General features: G+C 45.6%; 25 protein-coding genes. 1 reads left to right on the forward strand and 24 read right to left on the reverse strand.

Features of this window, described 5'->3' with window-relative positions:
- Positions 1-15: 15 nt before the first annotated feature.
- Positions 16-792 (reverse strand): transporter substrate-binding domain-containing protein, encoded by a 777-nt coding sequence (locus NP165_RS13145; protein ID WP_257084339.1) that lies wholly within the window; start codon positions 790-792, stop codon positions 16-18.
- Between the two features lie 100 nt (positions 793-892).
- Between NP165_RS13145 and NP165_RS13150 the strand changes: the two genes are divergently transcribed.
- Positions 893-1,633 (forward strand): amino acid ABC transporter permease, encoded by a 741-nt coding sequence (locus NP165_RS13150; protein WP_257084340.1) that lies wholly within the window; start codon positions 893-895, stop codon positions 1,631-1,633.
- A gap of 73 nt (positions 1,634-1,706) precedes the next feature.
- Here NP165_RS13150 and glmU read toward each other — a convergent pair whose 3' ends face one another.
- From glmU to NP165_RS13265, 23 genes are all read right to left on the reverse strand, one after another.
- Positions 1,707-3,068 carry a bifunctional UDP-N-acetylglucosamine diphosphorylase/glucosamine-1-phosphate N-acetyltransferase GlmU gene (glmU, locus tag NP165_RS13155; RefSeq protein ID WP_257084341.1) on the reverse strand — a complete coding sequence of 454 codons (1,362 nt, stop codon included), beginning with the start codon at positions 3,066-3,068 and terminating at the stop codon, positions 1,707-1,709.
- A gap of 153 nt (positions 3,069-3,221) precedes the next feature.
- On the reverse strand, positions 3,222-3,644 hold the full coding sequence (locus NP165_RS13160) for a F0F1 ATP synthase subunit epsilon (RefSeq protein ID WP_053394321.1): 423 nt from the start codon (positions 3,642-3,644) through the stop codon (positions 3,222-3,224).
- 18 nt (positions 3,645-3,662) lie between these two features.
- Positions 3,663-5,066 (reverse strand): F0F1 ATP synthase subunit beta, encoded by a 1,404-nt coding sequence (atpD, locus tag NP165_RS13165; RefSeq protein WP_257084342.1) that lies wholly within the window; start codon positions 5,064-5,066, stop codon positions 3,663-3,665.
- A 35-nt stretch (positions 5,067-5,101) separates the two neighbouring features.
- A complete protein-coding gene (gene atpG, locus NP165_RS13170) occupies positions 5,102-5,968 on the reverse strand; it encodes a F0F1 ATP synthase subunit gamma (RefSeq protein WP_257084343.1) in 867 nt (288 codons plus the stop codon).
- A gap of 42 nt (positions 5,969-6,010) precedes the next feature.
- On the reverse strand, positions 6,011-7,552 hold the full coding sequence (gene atpA, locus NP165_RS13175) for a F0F1 ATP synthase subunit alpha (protein ID WP_257084344.1): 1,542 nt from the start codon (positions 7,550-7,552) through the stop codon (positions 6,011-6,013).
- Positions 7,553-7,565: 13 nt separating this feature from the next.
- Positions 7,566-8,099, reverse strand: coding sequence for a F0F1 ATP synthase subunit delta (gene atpH / locus NP165_RS13180; RefSeq protein WP_257084345.1), 534 nt, complete (start codon positions 8,097-8,099; stop codon positions 7,566-7,568).
- A gap of 14 nt (positions 8,100-8,113) precedes the next feature.
- Positions 8,114-8,584, reverse strand: coding sequence for a F0F1 ATP synthase subunit B (gene atpF, locus NP165_RS13185; RefSeq protein ID WP_257084346.1), 471 nt, complete (start codon positions 8,582-8,584; stop codon positions 8,114-8,116).
- Positions 8,585-8,655: 71 nt separating this feature from the next.
- The gene (gene atpE, locus NP165_RS13190; protein WP_002540812.1) at positions 8,656-8,910 is read right to left on the reverse strand and encodes a F0F1 ATP synthase subunit C; all 255 of its coding nucleotides are present in this window, start codon (positions 8,908-8,910) and stop codon (positions 8,656-8,658) included.
- Between the two features lie 56 nt (positions 8,911-8,966).
- On the reverse strand, positions 8,967-9,779 hold the full coding sequence (gene atpB / locus NP165_RS13195; RefSeq protein ID WP_257084347.1) for a F0F1 ATP synthase subunit A: 813 nt from the start codon (positions 9,777-9,779) through the stop codon (positions 8,967-8,969).
- Positions 9,780-9,787: 8 nt separating this feature from the next.
- The gene (locus NP165_RS13200; RefSeq protein ID WP_257084348.1) at positions 9,788-10,177 is read right to left on the reverse strand and encodes a F0F1 ATP synthase subunit I; all 390 of its coding nucleotides are present in this window, start codon (positions 10,175-10,177) and stop codon (positions 9,788-9,790) included.
- Between the two features lie 187 nt (positions 10,178-10,364).
- Positions 10,365-11,246, reverse strand: coding sequence for a ParB/RepB/Spo0J family partition protein (locus NP165_RS13205; protein WP_257084349.1), 882 nt, complete (start codon positions 11,244-11,246; stop codon positions 10,365-10,367).
- Between the two features lie 23 nt (positions 11,247-11,269).
- Positions 11,270-12,043, reverse strand: a complete 774-nt coding sequence (locus tag NP165_RS13210; protein ID WP_257084350.1) for a ParA family protein — start codon at positions 12,041-12,043, stop codon at positions 11,270-11,272.
- 14 nt (positions 12,044-12,057) lie between these two features.
- Complete coding sequence (gene rsmG, locus NP165_RS13215) at positions 12,058-12,690, reverse strand: 16S rRNA (guanine(527)-N(7))-methyltransferase RsmG (protein ID WP_257084351.1); 633 nt, start codon at positions 12,688-12,690, stop codon at positions 12,058-12,060.
- Positions 12,690-14,588 carry a tRNA uridine-5-carboxymethylaminomethyl(34) synthesis enzyme MnmG gene (gene mnmG, locus NP165_RS13220; RefSeq protein WP_257084352.1) on the reverse strand — a complete coding sequence of 633 codons (1,899 nt, stop codon included), beginning with the start codon at positions 14,586-14,588 and terminating at the stop codon, positions 12,690-12,692. The genes rsmG and mnmG overlap by 1 nt, the downstream gene beginning before the upstream one ends.
- 465 nt (positions 14,589-15,053) lie before the next feature.
- Complete coding sequence (gene mioC, locus NP165_RS13225; protein WP_257084353.1) at positions 15,054-15,488, reverse strand: FMN-binding protein MioC; 435 nt, start codon at positions 15,486-15,488, stop codon at positions 15,054-15,056.
- Positions 15,489-15,537: 49 nt separating this feature from the next.
- Entirely contained in the window at positions 15,538-16,899 is a 1,362-nt protein-coding gene (mnmE, locus tag NP165_RS13230; RefSeq protein ID WP_257084354.1) for a tRNA uridine-5-carboxymethylaminomethyl(34) synthesis GTPase MnmE, read from the reverse strand.
- A gap of 120 nt (positions 16,900-17,019) precedes the next feature.
- Positions 17,020-18,639, reverse strand: coding sequence for a membrane protein insertase YidC (gene yidC / locus NP165_RS13235; RefSeq protein WP_257084355.1), 1,620 nt, complete (start codon positions 18,637-18,639; stop codon positions 17,020-17,022).
- 2 nt (positions 18,640-18,641) lie between these two features.
- Positions 18,642-18,905, reverse strand: a complete 264-nt coding sequence (gene yidD, locus NP165_RS13240) for a membrane protein insertion efficiency factor YidD (protein WP_257084356.1) — start codon at positions 18,903-18,905, stop codon at positions 18,642-18,644.
- Entirely contained in the window at positions 18,872-19,195 is a 324-nt protein-coding gene (rnpA, locus tag NP165_RS13245) for a ribonuclease P protein component (protein WP_257084357.1), read from the reverse strand. Before rnpA ends, yidD begins: the two co-directional genes overlap by 34 nt.
- Positions 19,196-19,241: 46 nt before the next feature.
- A complete protein-coding gene (gene rpmH / locus NP165_RS13250) occupies positions 19,242-19,376 on the reverse strand; it encodes a 50S ribosomal protein L34 (RefSeq protein ID WP_005378825.1) in 135 nt (44 codons plus the stop codon).
- A gap of 230 nt (positions 19,377-19,606) precedes the next feature.
- A complete protein-coding gene (locus NP165_RS13255; protein ID WP_257084358.1) occupies positions 19,607-20,344 on the reverse strand; it encodes an amino acid ABC transporter ATP-binding protein in 738 nt (245 codons plus the stop codon).
- Positions 20,341-21,012 carry an amino acid ABC transporter permease gene (locus NP165_RS13260; RefSeq protein ID WP_257084359.1) on the reverse strand — a complete coding sequence of 224 codons (672 nt, stop codon included), beginning with the start codon at positions 21,010-21,012 and terminating at the stop codon, positions 20,341-20,343. The genes NP165_RS13255 and NP165_RS13260 overlap by 4 nt, the downstream gene beginning before the upstream one ends.
- A gap of 113 nt (positions 21,013-21,125) precedes the next feature.
- Positions 21,126-21,875, reverse strand: a complete 750-nt coding sequence (locus tag NP165_RS13265; protein WP_257084360.1) for an amino acid ABC transporter substrate-binding protein — start codon at positions 21,873-21,875, stop codon at positions 21,126-21,128.
- Positions 21,876-22,259 lie beyond the last annotated feature (384 nt).

Raw genomic sequence — 22,259 nt, forward strand, 5'->3', positions numbered from 1 at the left:
TTTGCTATCTGGGCATTACAGGCTTTTCAGCCCCCACTTCTCTGCCGTCTGTTTAAAGAATCCCTGGGTTTTCTTCAGCTCTACCCAATGGTTGATGTAGTTGATCCATACTTGGTCGTCTTGAGGGAGTAACATAGCGATAGGTGTAGGACGACGAGGCTCTTTCACCGGAACGATCGCCAATTGATTAAACTTCTCCACCAGCGTTGCCGCTTCAACATTTGATGTCACGGATACGTCCGCACGTTTGGCTAACAACTCCTGGAAATCTCGCGCCGGTGCTTCAATGACGATATGGGTCGCCGAAGGGAAAAACTCTTTAACCATCTTTTCTTGTACTGTACCGAGCGTTGCAGCAACTTTCACGTCTGCTTTGTCAAAATCATTCCAGTCAGAAAATTTCTCTAAATCCTTCTTCTGTACCACTGGCACAAACGCCAAGTAAAAGTACGGCTGGCTATAGCCTGCTACTTTAGCGCGTGACATGTTCAGGGATGCACTCCCCGTCACGTCATATTTCCCCGCCGTAATTCCATTCACCAACGTTTTCCAATCCGTCGCGACGTATTCTACTTTGACGCCAAGATCTTTGGCCAACTCGGTCGTCACATCAATATCAAATCCACGGTAACTGTTGGTTGCGGGATCTTTCATCGTCATTGGATTCCAATCCCCTGTCGTCCCAACTCGGAGAACCCCAGAATCCAAAATATCATTGAGCCGGCTCTTAGCATTGGCAAAGCCACTCATCGCAAGTAAAGACAGCCCTAGCGCGAACAGAAGATTTTTCATTGTTTTTCCTTAGTATAAGTTCCGTTTAAGATTTACAAACGCATCCTTGATAACATAGCAGCAACAAAGGACATTTTTTAGTCAAGCAAGGGACAGAAGCGTGAATTGTCGATATCTATGGTTATTTTTGCCGTTGCTCATCACAGGGTGTACGGATTACCAGTGGGGCTGGTATGTACTCGATCCATCCACCCAGCAAGGACAGACTAACTTAAGGTTTCTTATCGCGGGCTTTTCCGACACGATTACGGTCTCACTGATCAGTATGTGTCTCGCAATGAGCATTGGCTTGATCGTTGCTCTCCCAGCATTATCGAGTTCCAAACTCCTCAACACCCTAAATAGAATCTATGTAGAAAGCATTCGCTCGATCCCTGTATTGGTCTTACTACTGTGGGTTTACTATGGAATGCCAACGCTACTCGACATTTCATTGAACCACTTTTGGGCAGGTGTTATCGCACTGACTGTTGCCGAAAGTGCATTTATGGCGGAAGTGTTTCGTGGTGGTATTCAGGCGATTGCGCGTGGGCAGCATGAAGCAGCCGAATCGCTAGGACTAAACTATTGGCAAAAAATGCGTTTGGTGATTTTGCCTCAGGCATTTCGACAAATTCTCCCACCACTGGGGAATCAATTTGTTTATATTCTTAAGATGAGTTCGCTGGTCAGTGTGATAGGCCTAAGTGATTTAACTCGACGTGCCAATGAGTTAGTAGTGAATGAGTACTTACCCCTCGAAATTTATACCTTTTTGGTTTTAGAGTACTTAGTGCTGATTTTGCTCGTCTCGCAAGCGGTGCGTTGGTTAGAAAAGCGCATCGCGATTCCAAGTCACTAACGATTCGCCTTTGCCAATAACAAAGCCGCTCGTTTGAGCGGCTTTGTTTCATTTCTTGAGTAACGCTGAAAAATTACTTCTGTTTTACTGGACGTTGCCAGCCAGTAATTTTGCGCTCTTTTACGCGAGTGATGACTAACTCACCCTCTTCAACGTTTTTAGTCAGCGTCGTACCTGCACCGATGGTTGCGCCATCCGCGATAGTCACTGGCGCAACTAACTGGCTGTCAGAACCGACAAAGACATCATTACCGATGATGGTTTTGAATTTGTTCGCGCCGTCGTAGTTGCAAGTAATCGTTCCTGCTCCGATATTCGTGCGCTGACCAATTTCCGCGTCACCCAGATAAGTCAGGTGATTCGCTTTCGAACCTTCCCCGATACGGGCATTTTTCACTTCTACAAAGTTGCCGACGTGAGAGTCGTTACGCATCTCAGTACCAGGACGTAGACGAGTAAACGGACCAACCGTACACTCTTCACCAACCGTCGCACCTTCAATCACACTGTAAGGACGTACAATGGTGTTATCGTCGATTTCACAATCTTTGAGTACACATCCCGTGCCGATCACCACGTTATCACCGAGAGTCACGTTACCTTCAATGATCACGTTAGCATCGATTTCACAGTCCATGCCGCACTGCAATGCACCACGCAGGTCAAAGCGTGCTGGGTCACGTAACATTACGCCTTGCTCAAGTAGCTTCTTCGCTTGCATTGATTGGAACGCACGCTCAAGACGAGCTAGCTGTGCGCGGTCATTCACGCCTTCAACTTCGATCGGGTTCACTGGATGAACCGCTTCAACTGCGCGACCTTCATCGTGCGCGGCTGCGATCACATCGGTTAGGTAGTATTCACCTTGGGCGTTGTTATTATTCAGGCCTGATAGCCAGCGCTTAAGGTCTCCACCTGTCGCGACCATCACACCTGTGTTAATTTCTTTAATCAGCTTTTGTTCTTCCGTCGCATCTTTTTGTTCAACGATAGCGACAACAGGGCCGTTTTTACGCACGATACGGCCGTAGCCAGTAGGGTTATCCAAAACCACGGTCAAAAGAGCAATACCACCTGTTGGTTGAGCATCTAGCAGGCTCTCGATTGTCTCTTCAGAGATTAAAGGCACGTCACCGTACAACACCAAGATTTTTTCATCGTCTTCAAATTTTGCCGACGCTTGATCAACTGCATGGCCTGTACCTAGTTGCTCAGCTTGCAGCACCCAGTTAACAGGCTCATTCGCCAATTCTGCTTGCATTTGATCACCGCCGTGGCCGTAAACCAAATGAATATTTTGCGCACCTAAACTAGAGCAAGTATCAATAACATGCTTAGCCATCGGCTTTCCTGCTAAGGTATGAAGCACCTTAGGTTTGTTTGAGTACATGCGAGTACCTTTACCCGCAGCGAGGATGACAGCGCTAAATTTCATTGATGTGCCTTTGTACGTTGTAATAAAAAACTGCCCGATATTTTAGAGGCTTGAGCAGCAATAGTTAATTGCGTTAGAAAAGTTTCTGGCAAAAAATAAGCAAAAAGGCGGTCTAATGACCGCCTTTATCATTTTTAAAACGCTACTAAAGGTTTAGCGACGTTTTTTTGTCAGCTCGATAACACGTAGCTGAGCAATGGCTTTCGCCAGCTCACTGGCCGCTTGAGCGAAGTCCATATCACCATGCTGATTCTGAATTTTCTCCTCAGCGCGGCGCTTGGCTTCTTCTGCCTTCGCTGCGTCTAGCTCTTCACCACGGATAGCTGTATCAGCCAGTACAGTCGCTGTACCAGGCTGAACTTCTACCATACCACCAGAAACATAAATGATTTCTTCGTGGCCGTGCTGTTTCACAATACGCACCATACCAGGCTTAATAGCGGTCAGTAACGGAGTGTGACCATGGAAAATACCAAGTTCACCTTCGCTACCGGTCACCTGAAATGTTTCTACGCGACCAGAGAAGATTTTCTTCTCAGCGCTGACTACATCTAGGTGAAAGGTTATTGGTGCCATATCGCCTCCTAGTTAGCCTTATAGCTTCTTCGCATTCTCGATAGCATCGTCGATAGTACCGCAGTACATAAACGCTTGCTCTGGAATGTCATCGTAATCACCAGCTAGTAGACCTTTGAAGCCACGTAGAGTCTCTTTAAGAGGTACGTAAACACCTGGGTCGCCAGTAAATACTTCCGCTACGTGGTAAGGCTGAGTTAGGAAACGCTCAATCTTACGTGCACGAGATACAACTTGCTTATCTGATTCAGATAGCTCGTCCATACCTAGGATTGCGATGATATCTTTCAGCTCTTTGTAACGCTGAAGTGTCTGCTGAACGCCACGAGCGATGTCGTAGTGCTCCTGACCAACAACGAGTGGATCAAGCATACGAGATGTTGAATCCAGTGGGTCAATCGCTGGGTATAGACCCATTGCAGCGATGTTACGGTTAAGTACAACCGTTGCATCCAAGTGCGCGAACGTAGTTGCCGGAGACGGGTCAGTCAAGTCATCCGCTGGTACGTATACCGCCTGTACAGACGTGATAGAACCCGACTTAGTTGACGTGATACGCTCCTGAAGTACACCCATCTCTTCAGCAAGAGTTGGCTGGTAACCTACCGCTGAAGGCATACGACCTAGCAGTGCTGATACCTCAGTACCTGCCAGTGTGTAACGGTAGATGTTATCAACGAACAGTAGAACGTCACGACCTTCGTCACGGAACTTCTCTGCCATTGTTAGACCAGTCAGTGCAACACGCAGACGGTTACCTGGTGGCTCGTTCATCTGACCGTAAACCATCGCTACTTTCGATTCTTCAGGCTTCTCAACGTTTACAACGCCTGCTTCCTGCATCTCAAAGTAGAAATCGTTACCTTCACGAGTACGCTCACCTACACCAGCAAATACTGATAGGCCAGAGTGCTGAAGTGCGATGTTGTTGATAAGTTCCATCATGTTAACGGTCTTACCTACACCAGCACCGCCGAATAGACCGATTTTACCACCCTTCGCGAATGGACAAACTAGGTCGATTACTTTAACACCAGTCTCTAGTAGAGCGATCTCGTTTGATTGCTCTTCGTAGCTTGGTGCTTCACGGTGAATAGAGTAAGTCTCTTCTGCACCGATCTCACCACACTCGTCAATCGCGTCACCTAGAACGTTCATGATACGACCTAGGGTCTTAGTACCTACTGGTACTGAAATTGGAGCGCCAGTATTTACTACTTCTACTCCACGACGTAAACCATCAGAGCTACCCATTACGATACAACGAACTACGCCACCGCCTAGCTGTTGTTGAACTTCAAGAACTAGACGCTCTTTTGAGTCCGTTACGTTTAGAGCGTCATATACACTAGGTACATCGCTCTGTGGGAACTCTACGTCGACTACCGCACCGATGATCTGTACGATCTTACCTGTAGCCATCGTTAATCCTCTAAACTATTTCGTTTTACCTAAACTTAAACCGCAGCAGCACCACCAACGATTTCCGATAGTTCTTGTGTGATCGCAGCCTGACGGGCTTTGTTGTACACAAGTTCTAGATCTTCAATCAGGTTGGTTGCGTTATCAGTTGCAGCTTTCATCGCAATCATTCGAGCCGCTTGCTCACAAGCAAGGTTCTCAACTACACCTTGGTAAACCTGAGACTCTACGTAACGCACTAATAGTGCATCCAGCAGAGGTTGTGGTTCAGGCTCATAGATGTAGTCCCATGAATGCTCACGCTGCATCTCTTTGCTGTCAGATTTAGGCAAAGGTAGCAATTGATCGATCGTTGGTTGCTGAACCATAGTGTTGACAAACTTGTTGAACACTACATATAAACGGTCCAATTCACCTTCATCGTATTTCTTCAGCATTACGCTTACAGAACCGATTAGGTCTTCTAGGCTAGGTTGATCACCCAGACCAGAAACCTGAGCAGCTACTTTCGCGCCACTGTTGTTAAAGAAAGCTGTTGCTTTAGAACCAACAACTGCTAGTTCAACTTCAGCACCTTTCTCTTTCCAAGCTTGCATGTCATTGATAGCTTTTTTGAACACGTTAATGTTCAAGCCGCCACACAAGCCACGGTCTGTAGAAACGATGATGTAACCAACTCGCTTCGCTTCACGCTCTTCTAGGTACGGATGACGGTACTCTAGGTTCGCGTTTGCTACGTGACCGATCACTTTACGCATGGTTTCAGCGTATGGACGAGAAGCTTCCATTGCATCTTGAGAACGACGCATTTTTGAAGCTGCTACCATTTCCATCGCTTTCGTAATTTTCTGCGTGCTTTTAACACTACCGATTTTATTACGTATCTCTTTTGCGCCGGCCATCGTTACTCTCCATTAGTTGGTGGCATTACTGCCACCGACCTATTACCAAGTTTGGGTTGCTACGAAGTCGTCAGTCAGCTTCTTAAGCTGTGCTTCAACTTCATCGTTGTATGCACCCGTCTTGTCGATCTCAGCCGCAAATTCAGCGTATTGACCGCGAGCGTACGATAGTAGAGCCGCTTCGAAATCTAGCAGTTTGCTTAGTTCAACATCTGCTAAATAACCGCGCTCTGCCGCGAAGATAACTAGTGCTTGGTCAAATACAGACATTGGAGCGTACTGCTTCTGCTTCATTAGTTCTGTAACTTTTTGACCGTGGTCTAGCTGTTTCTTCGTTGCTTCATCAAGGTCAGACGAGAACTGTGCGAATGCCGCTAGTTCACGGTACTGAGCTAGTGCAGTACGGATACCGCCTGATAGCTTCTTGATGATTTTCGTCTGCGCTGAACCACCTACACGAGATACTGAGATACCTGGGTCAACCGCTGGACGAACACCTGCGTTGAATAGCTCAGTTTGTAGGAAGATCTGACCGTCGGTAATCGAGATTACGTTAGTCGGTACGAATGCTGAAACGTCACCTGCTTGAGTTTCAATGATAGGAAGAGCAGTCAAAGAGCCTGTCTTACCTTTCACTTCACCGTTAGTGAACTTTTCTACATATTCTTCGCTTACACGAGCTGCGCGCTCTAGTAGACGTGAGTGTAGGTAGAATACATCCCCTGGGAATGCTTCACGGCCTGGTGGACGTTTTAATAGTAGAGAGATCTGACGGTAAGCTACCGCTTGCTTAGATAGATCATCATAAACAATCAGTGCGTCTTCGCCGCGATCACGGAAGTATTCACCCATCGCACAGCCAGAGTATGGCGCTAGGTATTGTAGCGCTGCTGACTCAGAAGCAGATGCAACAACAACGATAGTGTTTGCTAGCGCGCCGTGCTCTTCTAGTTTGCGAACTACGTTAGCAATAGTCGATGCTTTCTGACCGATAGCTACGTAGATTGAGAAAATACCAGAGTTTTTCTGGTTGATAATCGCATCGATCGCCATTGCTGTTTTACCAGTCTGACGGTCACCGATTACAAGCTCACGCTGACCACGACCGATTGGGATCATTGAGTCAACAGATTTGTAACCAGTTTGCACAGGTTGGTCTACCGATTTACGGTCGATTACGCCTGGTGCGATTACTTCTACAGGTGAAGTCAGTTTCGCTTCGATTGGACCTTTACCATCGATAGGCTCACCTAGTGTGTTCACTACGCGACCTAGTAGTTCTGGACCAACTGGTACTTCAAGAATACGACCAGTACCTGTAACTTTCATGCCTTCCTTAAGGTCAGCATATGGGCCCATTACAACCGCACCAACCGAGTCACGCTCAAGGTTAAGTGCTAGTGCATAACGGCCACCCGGTAATTCAATCATTTCACCTTGCATCACGTCCGCTAGGCCGTGGATGCGGATGATACCATCGCTTACCGATACGATAGTACCCTCGTTGCGAGCTTCACTAACAACTTCGAAAGATTCGATACGTTGTTTGATTAGATCGCTGATTTCCGTGGAATTAAGTTGCATGCTCCAATCCCCATTAAGACTGCAATGCATCGCTCAGACGGTTCAAACGACCGCGTGCTGAGTTATCGATGACTAAGTCTCCGGCTCGAATAATAACCCCACCAAGTAGGGCCTCATCTACACTGCAATTCAGCTTCACTTTGCGCTCTAGGCGCTGCTCAAGCTTGCTACTGATATCTGCGCGCTGCTCATCAGAAAGTTCGGTTGCTGAAATCACTTCAGCATCGATTTCTTTCTCATGCTCTTTCTTCAGAATGAAGAATTGCTTACAAACATCAGGAAGGGCCGATAAACGGCCATTCTCAGCCATCACCTTTAACAGGTTCTGACCGTTTGCATTAACTTGCTCGCCACAAATTGCGACAAAGATTTCTGCTAGTTTGTCAGCAGAAATAGAACCCGTTAAAAGTTCTTTCACTTGTGCGTTATTTGCGACTTCCGCAGCGAAAGACAACATTTGACCCCATTGGTCAAGTTCGCCTTTCTCTACAGCAAAGTCGAATGCTGCTTTAGCATAGGGGCGTGCGATAGTAGTCAAATCAGACATATGCGCCCCCAGACTTAAAGTTTTGCAGTAATGTTGTCGAGAATATCTTTGTGCGCATTCTTATCGATAGTACGCTCTAGGATTTTCTCAGCACCAGCTACAGCCAGAGTTGCAACTTGTTTGCGCAGCTCATCGCGCGCGCGGTTGCGTTCAGCTTCTAGTTCTGCTTCAGCTTGAGTAAGGATTTTCTGACGTTCAGTCTGAGCTTCCTCACGTGCTTCATCTAGAATTTGAGCTTTACGCTTGTTCGCTTGCTCGATGATCTCAGTTGCTGTGCGCTTCGCTTCTTTTAACTGATCAGAAGCGTTGGCTTGTGCTAGATTCAAGTCTTTTGCAGCACGTTCTGCTGCTTGTAGACCGTCAGCAATTTTCTTCTGACGCTCTTCAATCGCTTGTATTAATAGTGGCCATACATACTTCATGCAGAACCACACAAACATAGCAAACGAAATTGCTTGACCTAGCAGAGTTGCGTTTATATTCACAACAGCTACCCCTCTATTTGGACTTAGTGTTAATCAGTGACAAGCCTAGGCTCGTCCCGAGTTAAAGGTGATTAACCTAGTTGACCAACGAATGGGTTTGCGAATGTGAATAGTAGCGCGATTACGATACCGATCATTGGAACCGCATCAAGTAGACCAGCGATGATGAACATCTTAACTTGTAGCATAGGAGCCATTTCTGGTTGACGTGCAGCACCTTCAAGGAATTTACCACCTAGAAGTGCGAAACCAATCGCTGTACCAAGAGAAGCAAGACCGACGATAATACCTACGGCGATTGCAGAAAAGCTCAGTAAAGTTTCCATTACTATCTCCAATTTATAGTTGTTGGCTAGTTTGCCCAAATAAAAGCTTTAAAAAATTAATGATCCGAATCTTCGTGTGCCATTGACAGGTAAACAATTGTCAACATCATGAACACGAAAGCCTGAATCGTAATAACCAAGATATGGAATATCGCCCATGGTAATGAGCCCATCCATTGTAAATACCATGGTAGCATTGCCGCACAAAGAATGAATACAACCTCACCCGCGAACATGTTACCGAATAGACGCATACCAAGTGATAGAGGTTTCGCTAATAGCGATACCACTTCAATTAGAAGGTTAAACGGAATCATCAATGGGTGATTGAATGGATGTAGAGCCAATTCTTTAGCGAATCCACCTAGACCTTTCACTTTGATGCTGTAGTAAATCATCAGAGCGAAAACGCCTAGAGCCATAGCCATGGTGATATTAACATCAGCTGATGGTACAACCTTAAGGTAAGGAATACCGAGCCAATGCTCTGCTGGGTATGGTAAGAAGTCGATAGGAACTAAGTCCATCACGTTCATCAAAAATACCCAACAAAAGATAGTCAGTGCTAAAGGCGCGATCAGTGGGTTGCGTCCATGGAACGTGTCTTTGACGTTATCAGCGACAAATTCAACGATCATTTCTACAGCACACTGAAGCTTACCTGGTACACCCGCTGTTGCTCTCTTCGCTACTTTGTAAAAAATTCCGAGGAAAATTAAACCAGTAAACCAAGAAAAAAACAGGCTATCGATATGTACGTTCCAGAAACTTGTCTCCTCCGCTACAAGACCTAACTTATAAGTAGATAGGTTTGTAAGGTGGTGAGCAATGTATCCGGCCGACGTTAGCGCTTCACCTGGCGCAGCCATAACTCATCCTATTTTTTGTTGTTAATGAATAGCACTGGCGCACAGATATTAATACCTAGAGCCAGCAAATAGGTTAGCTTGAGCGGAACGAGTTCCACCTGCATATACATGTAGGCAACGGTGAATAGAGCGACCGTGATGAGGATTTTAAGTGCTTCGCCCGTGTAGAAAGAGGCCGTAATTCGCTTTGCAGCACGAGCTCCACTAAACATAAAAGCACACAGCGCAAAAACCGCATTAGCGATAACAAAGATGCCACCACCAACTAGCGCCGAAATTCCCCATTCAGCATTCACAGCTACAGCCATTCCTGCCGCCAATAATGTAACCGCGCCAAACTCGATCATTAACAATTGCTTTGCAAGCTCTCGTCCTGGTCTAGCTAACGCAGCTACCATGTATTCGTACCTCTATTAAAATCCACAGCTGTTACTACCTCGGTGCTGGGAAATTGGCGAAAATTATACGATGAGTGAACCCGAATGCAATGAAAACACGGGAAAAAGTTACAATTTTGTTTACAAGCCGACAACTTTCGCACAAAAAATGGTTTTTTACATAATTGATTGAGATCAATTATCTCATTTAGCTCTCTAGCTTGGCAATTAGTTGCTCCAATTTGTGAGGCTCATCAAGACTAATTATCATTTTTGACGCCCCGCTCTTGGCTCTCACAATATTTACTTTTGCATCGAGCATTTCACTTAATTTTTGAGACATTTGTTGTGCTACAGCGTCTTGAGGCTCATTTTTTTCCTCAGATGGTGGCTGGAGACACTTTTTCACAAATTGCTCAGTTTGACGAACGGTCATTTGCTTCTTCGCCACTTGCTCAGCAACCTCTACTTGTTGCTTACCTTCGAGAGCGAGAAGCGCACGAGCATGCCCCATTTCTAGTGCTTTATCCGCCACCAGAGACTTTACCTCTGGTTCTAACTGGTTCAGACGAAGTAAGTTACTAACCGTCGTTCGAGACTTACCGATAACTTCGGCAACTTGTTGATGAGTTAAGGAAAACTCGATTTGCAAGCGATCAAGGGCCTGAGCTTCTTCGATCACATTGAGATCTTCGCGTTGAATGTTTTCGATCAGTGCCATAGCGATCGCTGCACGATCTTCCACTTTTTTGATCACACATGGAACTTGCGTTAGTCCAGCTTTACGGGCCGCTCTCCAACGACGTTCACCAGCAATAATCTCAAATCGTTCGTGGTCAAGTTGACGAACAACAATCGGCTGAATGATGCCTTGAGACTCAATTGAGGCTGCGAGTTCTTCTAATGCCACTGGTGACATGTCTTTACGCGGTTGATAGACACCTGGTTTTAGGCTGTTGATGTTTAAGTCTTTTAGTTCACCATCAGACGATAACTCTTGGCTATGTATAGCACTTTGCTGTTTTTCACGTGCTAATGAGCTCGTTGAAAGCAGAGCGTCAAGCCCTTTACCTAAACCACGTTTAGACATATACAGGAATTCCTTTGTTAGGGTTATGCAGGTACATCTTCTCGGCGCAGCATTTCGCCCGCGAGAGCCAGGTATGCTTTTGCGCCTGCAGAGTATTTGTCGTAGTACATAGCAGGTTTGCCATGACTTGGCGCTTCGGCCAAACGAACATTACGAGGAATAACAGTGCGGTACACTTTGCTTCCAAAGTGTTTTTTAAGTTGATCGGAGACTTCGTTAGAGAGTCGATTGCGCGGGTCATACATAGTACGAAGTAAACCTTCAATTTTTAGGTTTTCATTCACCACAGCAGTCAACTTACTGATTGTGTCCATTAATGCTGTTAAACCTTCTAGGGCAAAATACTCACACTGCATAGGAACCAGAACAGAGTCTGCCGCAGCCATAGCATTAATTGTAAGAAGGTTTAGAGAGGGAGGACAATCGATAAAGATGAAATCATAGTTATCACGCACTGATGCCAGCGCGTGCTTCAGGCGGACTTCACGAGCAAAGACTTCCATCAACTTGATTTCGGCGGCAGTCACATCGCCATTTGCTGCGATCAGGTCGTAGTTACCGGAGGTTTTTCGACATACCACATCATCAAATGGTACATCTTCAACTAAAAGCTCGTAAGCAGTGGCGTCGACTTGATATTTATCGACTCCACTGGCCATCGTCGCGTTTCCTTGTGGATCGAGATCAATCACCAAAACTTTACGCTTTGTTGCTGCCATAGAGGCCGCTAAATTAATGCATGTTGTTGTCTTACCAACTCCACCTTTCTGGTTGGCGATCGCTACGATTTTTCCCACAATGAACCTCGTTTTTATCCCTTGCGCGATAAGATTACTAGATGACGCTCGCCTTCCAACTCAGGAACATTCAAAGCTTTGATGTCGCTCACAGAACACCACTCAGGTAAAAGCTCAATCTCATCCTGTGGTAATTGGCCTTTAAGCGCCAAGAAAACGCCTGTGTCAGCCTTTGGTAAATGATGACACCAAGAGACCATATCTATCATAGATGCGAACGCACGACTCAGTACCGCATCAAACTTCTCTTCTGGCTGGAATTCTTCTACTCGACTTTGGATTGGCGTTACGTTTTCAATCTTCAGCTCATGGAGAACCTGTTTGATAAAGCGAATACGTTTGCCTAAGCTATCAAGCAGATAGAACTCTTTATCTGGATTCATAATCGCAAGTGGGATACCTGGCAAACCAGGGCCAGTCCCCACATCAATAAAACGCTCACCTTGCAGGTGGGTACTCACCACAATGCTATCTAAAATATGTTTCACTAACATTTCCTCTGGATTACGCACAGAGGTTAAGTTGTAGGCTTTGTTCCACTTGTTGAGCATTTCAACAAAACCGACAAGCTGCTCGCGCTGCTTGTCAGAAACATCCAGATCCGTTTGAGAGATAAGTGCGTCAAGTTTGCTACGAAGTGTGCTCATTACGCTGCATCCTCGCCTTTTTTCAGTAGGCCGTGTTTTTTCAGGTGAACCAGCAGAATAGAAATTGCCGCAGGCGTGATACCTGAAATACGTGAAGCAATACCGATCGACTCTGGCTTGGCTTCGCTCAACTTCGCGCTGACTTCGTTCGATAGTCCTTTGACATTCGAGTAATCCAGATCCACAGGCAACTTAGTATGTTCGTGACGTAGTGATTTTTCGATCTCGTCTTGCTGACGCTTAATGTAGCCTTCGTATTTGACTTGAATTTCAACTTGTTCTGCTGCCTGCACATCTTCAATCGCTGGCGCAAAAGCGTCTAATTGAGTGAGTTGATCGTATGTCATTTCTGGGCGGCGCAATAGATCTTCACCACTTGCTTCGCGGATCATAGGCGTTTTTAGCAATGCATTCAGATCATCAATACCTTCAGATTTTGGATTCATCCATATATCTTTCAGACGCTGACGCTCTTTCTCGATGTTGTCGATTTTCTCGTTGAAACGCGCCCAACGAACGTCATCAATCAAACCAAGCTCACGTGCTTGTTCTGTCAAACGTAAGTCGGCGTTGTCTTCACGTAGCAACAAACGGTATTCCGCACGAGACGTAAACATTCGATAAGGTTCTTTGGTGCCCATTGTCGACAAGTCATCGATTAATACACCCATGTAAGCCTGATCACGACGCGGGCTCCAACCTTCTTTGCCTTGGCTGTACAAACTTGCGTTCGTTCCCGCCATTAAACCTTGAGCAGCAGCTTCTTCGTAACCAGTCGTACCGTTAATTTGGCCGGCAAAGAACAAACCGTTGATAAACTTAGTTTCGTAAGTTTGTTTTAAGTCACGCGGATCAAAGAAATCATATTCAATCGCATAACCAGGGCGAACGATATGTGCATTTTCAAAGCCTTTCATTGAGCGAACGATTTGGACTTGAACGTCAAACGGTAAGCTGGTGGAGATACCATTTGGATACAACTCATGCGTTGTTAAGCCTTCTGGCTCAATGAAAATTTGGTGACTGTTTTTGTCTGCAAAACGCATCACTTTATCTTCAATAGACGGACAGTAACGCGGGCCAATGCCTTCAATCACACCTGCATACATTGGGCTGCGATCAAGGTTATTACGAATAACATCATGTGTTTGTTCGTTGGTATGCGTGATAAAGCATGGAATTTGACGTGGGTGCTGGCTACGTTCACCCATGAAAGAAAATACTGGCGTTGGATTATCGCCGTGTTGCGCTTCTAATTGAGAAAAATCAACACTTCGTGCATCAATGCGAGGTGGAGTACCTGTTTTGAGTCGATCAACTCTAAACGGCAATTCTCTCAGACGATCAGCAAGTGCGATCGATGGTGGATCCCCAGCTCGGCCTCCTGAAAAGTTTTCCATACCGATGTGGATCTTACCGCCTAGGAATGTACCTACCGTTAATACAACAGCTTTGGCATGAAACTTAAGACCCATCTGAGTAATCACACCGACAACGGTATCTTTTTCAACAATCAGATCATCAACGGATTGCTGAAATAGCGTTAGGTTTGGTGTGTTTTCTAAGGCGTCACGTACGTAAGCTTTGTACAATGCGCGATCAGCTTGCGCACGTGTTGCTCGTACTGCTGGACCTTTAGATGCGTTCAGTGTGCGAAACTGAATACCAGCGTGATCAATTGCCTGAGCCATTAGGCCACCCATAGCATCGACCTCTTTCACTAAGTGACCTTTGCCAATGCCACCAATTGCTGGGTTGCATGACATTTGACCAAGAGTATCGATATTGTGCGTCAGTAGAAGAGTTTTCTGTCCTGTACGCGCAGATGCTAGTGCGGCTTCCGTTCCTGCGTGTCCGCCACCAACAACAATGACGTCAAAGTTTTCGTGATAGAGCATGAACTGACCTCAGGTATTCCATCAAGCTATAGAAAGATAAAAGAGCGTTATTCTACCTTCTTTCATGATATGTGGAAATGCTTTTGAGACTTTTCATTCAAAGGTCTGAAAGACTTATATATATAAGATCTATATATATGATCTTTTATTAGATCTATTATTAGGATCGACGATCTCTGTGGATAAGTTAAAAATGATCAACAAGATCATGGATCTTTTGGGGATCATATTCTGTGATCATAACTTGATCAGGGTGAGGATTACCTGGGATCAAAAATGGTGGTTATACACAGGGGGAGAGATTGATCAAAGTTGTTCTTTGGATAACTAAAGGAAAACCACTGGATATTAGCTAGTTTATCCACAGACCGTTTGGTTAAATAATCATCACTTGGAAGAGGGGATAGGTAGGTAAGTTATTCACAAAGCCAAAAGAAGAGCCGCACATGCGACTCTTAAGATAGGTTAAAAGCGGTCAATATGGTCTTTTAGCCATTCTTCGGCGGCATCTTCTGGTACATCGTGGCTTAGAATGTCGATAGTAAAGCAGTCTGAGAGCGGGGTTGCTCCGATGTCTTCTAGCAATGTATAAGCGTGTTTGCCAGCAGCACAGAAAGTGTCGTAGCTTGAGTCGCCAATTGCGATGACGGCAAATTTAAGATCATTCGTCTTAGGTGGCGTTTCTTGCAGTGTGCGAATGAATGGTTGGATATTGTCAGGATATTCTCCAGCGCCGTGCGTTGAGGTGACAATGAGCCAAGTACCATGGTTATCGATCTCATCCAGGTTTGGCTGATTATGAATGGTCGTCTCAAAGCCTTTTTCCACTAAAAGTTCGCTCAAGTGGTCACCTACATACTCCGCGCCACCAAGCGTACTACCTGTAATAATATGAATCATGCTAAATCCTTTACCTAAAAGAAGCGCGACCGAATAGGCCGCGCTGAGATTATTTTCCGATACAGAAAGAAGAGAATATACGTCCAAGTAAATCGTCTGAGCTAAACTCGCCTGTAATCTCACTGAGATGCTGCTGGGCGATTCGAAGCTCTTCGGCAAGGATTTCCCCGGCCATGTACCCTTCGAGTTGCTGTTGTCCTATATCGAGGTGCTCAGCCGCTTTTTCTAATGCTTCTAGATGACGACGTCTTGCCATAAAGCCGCCCTCGTTACCACCAGCAAACCCCATACACTCTTTTAAGTGTGTACGAAGGGCATCGACACCTTGACCTGTTTTAGCTGAAAGGCGGATCAGAGTCGGGGAGTTAACATGGCAGATCCCAAGTTCTTCACGGGTTTGATCCACCTTGTTACGGATCACTGTCATGCCCATGTGATCAGGAAGGCGATCGACAAAGTCTGGCCAGATGTCTTTTGGATCGGTTGCATCCGTCGTGGTTCCATCAACCATGAATAGCACACGATCGGCTTGAGATATTTCATCCCACGCACGCTCAATACCAATTTTTTCTACTTCGTCTGATGCGTTACGCAGACCAGCGGTATCAATGATATGCAATGGCATGCCATCGATGTGGATGTGCTCTCTAAGAACATCACGGGTTGTTCCTGCGATATCGGTGACAATCGCAGACTCTTTGCCAGACAGGGCATTGAGAAGGCTGGATTTACCTGCATTCGGGCGACCTGCAATGACGACTCTCATACCTTCACGCATAATCGCGCCTTGGTTGGCTTCGCGACGTACAGCAGAAAGGTTATCAATAATGGTTTGTAAATCAGCGGCGACTTTACCGTCGGCCAGAAAATCGATCTCTTCTTCAGGGAAGTCTATTGCTGCTTCTACGTAAATGCGCAGATGAATCAACGATTCCACCAACGTATGAATGCGATTAGAGAATGCGCCCTGTAGTGATTGAAGTGCTGATTTAGCGGCTTCTTCAGAGCTGGCATCAATTAAGTCTGCAATGGCTTCTGCCTGTGCAAGGTCGAGTTTGTCGTTAAGGAACGCGCGTTCTGAGAATTCACCTGGGCGAGCAGTACGAATGCCCGGAATTTGCAGGATGCGTTTAATCAACATATCCATAACGACAGGGCCGCCGTGGCCTTGTAACTCAAGGACATCTTCCCCAGTAAAAGAATTTGGGTTCGGGAAATAAAGGGCTATACCTTGATCGAGCTGTGTGCCGTCTTCAGAAGTAAATGCGAGGTACTCAGCATAGCGTGGACGTAGTTCCTTACCCGTCACCTCTAAAGCGACGCGAGACGCAAGAGGGCCAGATACACGGATGATTCCCACACCACCACGTCCAGGGGCTGTTGCTTGAGCAACAATGGTATCAGTTGTCATATAGATGCCTTTTGAGCTTGGGCCTGAATAAGTGGCCTTGAGAAAATAGAATTAGCTGAATTGTAATCAGCTCAAATAAAAAAGGCGACCTTTTGGCCGCCTTTCGTTGTTTTTTGGCTATTACTTAGTGTGTAAGCCTTTCTTTTCCAGCGCTTTGTAGATTATCGATTGCTGGATAAGCGTTACTACGTTCGACACTAACCAGTAAAGAACCAGACCTGATGGGAAGAACAGGAAGAAGACGGTAAACATAACTGGCATAAAGGTCATGATCTTCTGCTGCATTGGGTCTGTTACTGTTGTTGGGCTCATCTTCTGAATCATGAACATTGAAGCACCCATCAGCAGTGGCAAGATGTAAAGTGGATCTTGCGCTGAAAGGTCGTGAATCCAACCGAAGAACGGTGAGTGACGAAGCTCTACAGATTCCATCAATGCCCAGTAAAGAGCGATGAATATTGGCATCTGTAGAATCAGAGGAAGACAGCCACCTAGAGGGTTTACTTTCTCTTTTTTGTACAGTTCCATCATCTCTTGGCTCATGCGCTGACGGTCATCACCGATGCGCTCACGCATTGCTTGCAGCTTAGGCTGTAGCATACGCATTTTTGCCATAGACGTGTATTGCGCTTTCGTTAGCGGGTACATCGCACCACGAACAAGGAAGGTCAGACCGATGATTGCCACACCCCAGTTGCCGACAAAGCTTTGGATGAAAGAAAGCAGCATGTGAAGTGGTTTCGCGATAAACCATAGCCAACCGTAATCCACTACAAGATCTAGGTTAGGAGCAACTTGTTCCATCTGGTCTTGAAGTTTAGGACCCACCCAAAGTGTTGCTTTGAATTGAGTGTTCTCACCATTAGCGATGGTCTTGTTTGGCATACGTACGCCGATATCGCCTAGGTTACCGATCACGCGAGTGTACAGGCTTGTGCCTGGCTCGTTACGCGGAATCCAAGCTGACGCGAAGTAGTGCTGGATCATTGCCGCCCAGCCTTCACCGTTAGGTAGGTTTAGCGATAGGTTACGATCCTGCATGTCGTCAAAGCTGTATTTGCTGTAACGTGTTTCCTCAGTGGAGTATGCGCCACCGCGGTACGTTGGCATAGTGATGCTGCCGCCATCGTCCATTAGGTTTTGACGTAGGTGTGCGTACATACCAAAAGTCGCGTTGTTGCCAGAGTTGTTGACGACGTTGTACTCAACATCAACAGCGTAGCTACCACGCTTAACCACGATGGTTTTGGTGTATTCAATACCGTTTGCAGCGTAAGTCATTGGAATGCGTAATTCATCCTGACCTTCAGCGAGTGTAAAGCTGTCTGCACTTACTGCGTAATGAGGGCGGTTTGTGCTGCTAAGGTCGATGCCTTGTGGGCCAACTAGACCACTTTGAGCGATGAACTGATGACCTGCTTCGTTCTTCAGAAGAACAAATGGGTCAGAAGAATCTAATTCTGCTGCGTACTGGTTAAGGTCCGCGTTTACAACGTCACCACCAACCGTATCAATCGACAGAGTCAATACATCAGTTGTCACAGTAATCGTTTTGGCAGAAGCTTGCTGTGCAGGAGCTGGGTCTAGCTCGTCAGCAAAAGATGGTGCAGGTAGAGTGCTGCTTGATTGAGCCTGCTCAACCGGCTGAGGCGTAGGATTCTTTGCAACTTGCCATTGCTGGAACAAAAGAAAAGAAACCAGTGCTAGCGCGATTAACAGGATATTACGTTGAGAATCCATCGTTAATTGTCTCTGTCTTGGTTTTGGACTGGTGGAACGGGGTCGTAGGTCCAACCCTTTTTATTTAAAGGGTTGCATTTTAATAGACGTTTGCTTGATAACCAACACCCTTTTACAAAACCGTGAGCTTTTAACGCTTCTATGGCATAAGTAGAACAGGTGGGGGAAAAACGACAACGTGGTCCGAGGAGCGGACTAATAAAGCCTTGGTAAAGTCGGACTAGACCGATTGCTACCCGCGAGAGGGGCGAGACAGACGCTGCCATAACTTATCAAACAATTTGAACATTTCTTCATTGCTCAAATCTTGCGCGCTTTTCTTAGCAATAACAACAAAATCTTTATTTGGAAGTAGATGTTGTTTGTTACGAAAGCTTTCACGAGCGAGACGCTTAAAGCGATTTCGGCCAACAGCAGTTTTTATCTGTTTTTTCGGAACGGCTAAACCAAGTCTAGGGTGAGACAGGGTATTTTTGCGAGCGATGATAGTGAAATGAGGTGAGCCTGCTCGATGAGCTTGCTGGAAGACATTCTGATAATGCTCGGGAGTTAACAAACGTAACTCCCGATTGAACGCGTACGTATTCAAAATAAACTAGTGATTATTTTGACAGGCGCGCACGGCCTTTAGCACGACGTGCATTGATAACTTTACGACCGTTCTTAGTTGCCATGCGAGCACGGAAGCCGTGAGTACGCTTGCGCTTTAGAACTGTAGGTTGAAAAGTGCGTTTCATGATAATTACCTTTACTGATCAGTAGTTTTAGGTTCTTGTTAAACCCGGCGTGGGTATTACATCTTCTTTATATAAATAAGAGGACGAACCGACGCCTCTCAACAAAGAGGCGGAATTGTAATCACAGTCACACAAAGTGTCAATCATTGAGCGACTGCTAAATTCCGGCCGGGCGATTATACGTAGTGTGAGTAAAATCTCAAGGATCAAGCGATCTTTGCTAGCGATCTTTATTCAGCACCAACTTGACGAAGGAATTTCTTCAAGCGAGGATCCTGTGGATTATCGAAGATATCCTGTGGAGATCCCTGCTCAACGATGTTTCCTTCCGCCATAAAGATCACTCGGTCAGCGACCTCTTTGGCAAATTGCATCTCATGAGTCACGACTAACATCGTTTGATGTTTTGTCGCTAACTCCTTCATTAATTGAAGAACTTCTCCTACCCATTCAGGATCTAGAGCGGAAGTAGGTTCGTCAAATAGCAGTAATTCAGGTTGAAGCGCCATTGCTCGCCCGATTCCCACACGCTGCTGTTGACCACCTGAAAGGGCCGCTGGATAACTATCGCCTTTATCCCCAAGGCCGATATCATCGAGAATTTCTTGCGCGCGTTTCAAAGCATCCGTTTTCTTCCAACCACGAACGGTGATCAAGCCTTCTGCGATATTCTGACGTGCAGTTAAGTGGGAGAATAATGCGTAGTTTTGGAAGACAAAGCCTGTTTTACGGCGAAGAGCCAATACTTCAGCTTTGGTGTGGCTTTCAGTGTTCACACTGACGTCATCAATGGTGATCACACCTTTATCGGCGTTTTCAAGAAAGTTAACTGTGCGCAGTAGTGTGGATTTTCCTGTACCACTGGATCCGATAATAACGATGATTTCACCTTGTTTGATATCGATATCAATGCCTTTTAGAACTTCAGTATCGCCAAAGCGTTTGTGGATATTTTCAAGTTTGATCATCGTACATACGCCTTATTCAGTTTAACTTCGGCCCAAGTTTGGACACGTGTTAGGACAACCACAACCGCCCAGTAAATCAGTGCGACCGCAAGGAAGGCTTCAAAGAAGCGAAAACTGGATGAGGCTTCCATTTGTGCTTTGGCCATGATTTCTGCTACCCCAAGCGTAAACGCTAATGAGGTCGACTTAATCATATCAATGAAATAGTTCATTAGTGATGGCAGAGCAACACGGGTAGCCTGGGGTAAAATCACGCGGCGCATCGCTTGTGATGTTGTCATACCTACCGACAGGCTGGCTTCCATCTGACTACGATCGATGCCGATGATTGCTGCGCGGATGCTTTCTGCCATATATGCCGCGAAGTGTAGGGTTAAACCGATCACTGCGGCGCTGAATGCATCCAGCCCCACCATAAATGGGAAGACTTGTGGCAGACCATAATAAAGAAGGAACAGCTGAACCAGCAGTGGTGTCCCGCGGAAAAAGCTGATGTACAGTTGACTCAACTGGTCTAAAACAGGGACACGAAATACACGGATATTGGCCAAAATGACGGCTAAAATCAGTGAAAATACTAATCCCCATGTCGCCATTTCCATTGTGGTACCAAGATATTTTAGCAATATCGGCATCAGATCTAGCATGTAGTTAAAATCAAATCCCATAACTTTTTCCAGTTAATAAGTAGTACTCATAAAAATACAAAGCCCACTGCAAAGGTGTCGCGCAGTGGGCTAAGAAACTTATCCTAATTTATGTAGATAAGAAATGTAAGTGATTACTTTTTCGTAATGTCGGCACCAAACCACTTTTGAGAGATTTGCTCTAACGTGCCATCTGCGCGCATCGCAGCCAATGCTTGGTTGACTTCTGCTTGAAGTTTTTTACCGTTTTCATTGTTCACGAAAGGCCACGCGTTTTCGATCGTTTCGAATGGCTGACCAGCAAGTTGCAGCGGAAGACCTGTTTTTTTAATCAGCTCAAGAGCAGACAGACGATCCATAATAAAGGCATCGGCACGACCTAAAGCCACATCGTGTTCAATACCTGTTTCGTATGTCTTGATGTTGATCTTGCCATCTTTGTCGTAACTGCGTAGTAGTTGTTCAAAGTTGGAGCCTAGGTTTACTGCAACGGTTTTACCTGAAAGATCTTCGACGCTCTTAATGTCGTCGTTGCCTTTACGAACGGTGATTTGCGCGCCATCCACAACATATGGGTCAGCAAATAGGTATTTAGCTTTACGCGCATCCGTCATGGTGATCTGGTTGGAAATGGTATCAATACGCCCCGTTTCTAGTAGACCAAATAAACCAGAGAAATTTGCGGTTACGTATTCAATGTTGTAATCGTTGCGCTTACCAATTTCATCCCATAGATCGACTTCAAAGCCTTGCAGCTTATCTTGCTGAACAAAAGTAAATGGGAAATAACGACCAGACATACCTACTTTTACATCAGTCGCTGCTTGAACTGTGGCAGCAGAGAGAGCAATAACTGCAACCGCAGCTTTAATCCAGTTTTTCATAGTAAAACTCCATATATTTATGGGCATAGATACTAATGTCACTTAAGTCAATTATATAAATAACCAAGTGACATAACCTAGATGCCAGAGTAATAAGCAAAATATACTATAGCAGGCAGTATAAAAACGGTCTCAGCGCCTAGGCTAAAAACTTCATTCACAGAGTTATCACCAGATGGAAGATCTGAGCAAAACAGCACAAATGTGGATCAATATGTGGGTAAAAATGGGGCATGGTGTGAGGATCTGTCGAATAATGGCGGAAATATTGTGAATAACTTAGATCTTATTCACTGGATCATCGATCAATTGCTGGCGATCTTGGTTATCAACAGGTAAAATTACCAGTCTTTTCCGATAAACGACTTTTTGAGTGAGGGCACC

The sequence above is a fragment of the Vibrio japonicus genome (assembly GCF_024582835.1).
Classification (GTDB): domain Bacteria; phylum Pseudomonadota; class Gammaproteobacteria; order Enterobacterales; family Vibrionaceae; genus Vibrio; species Vibrio japonicus.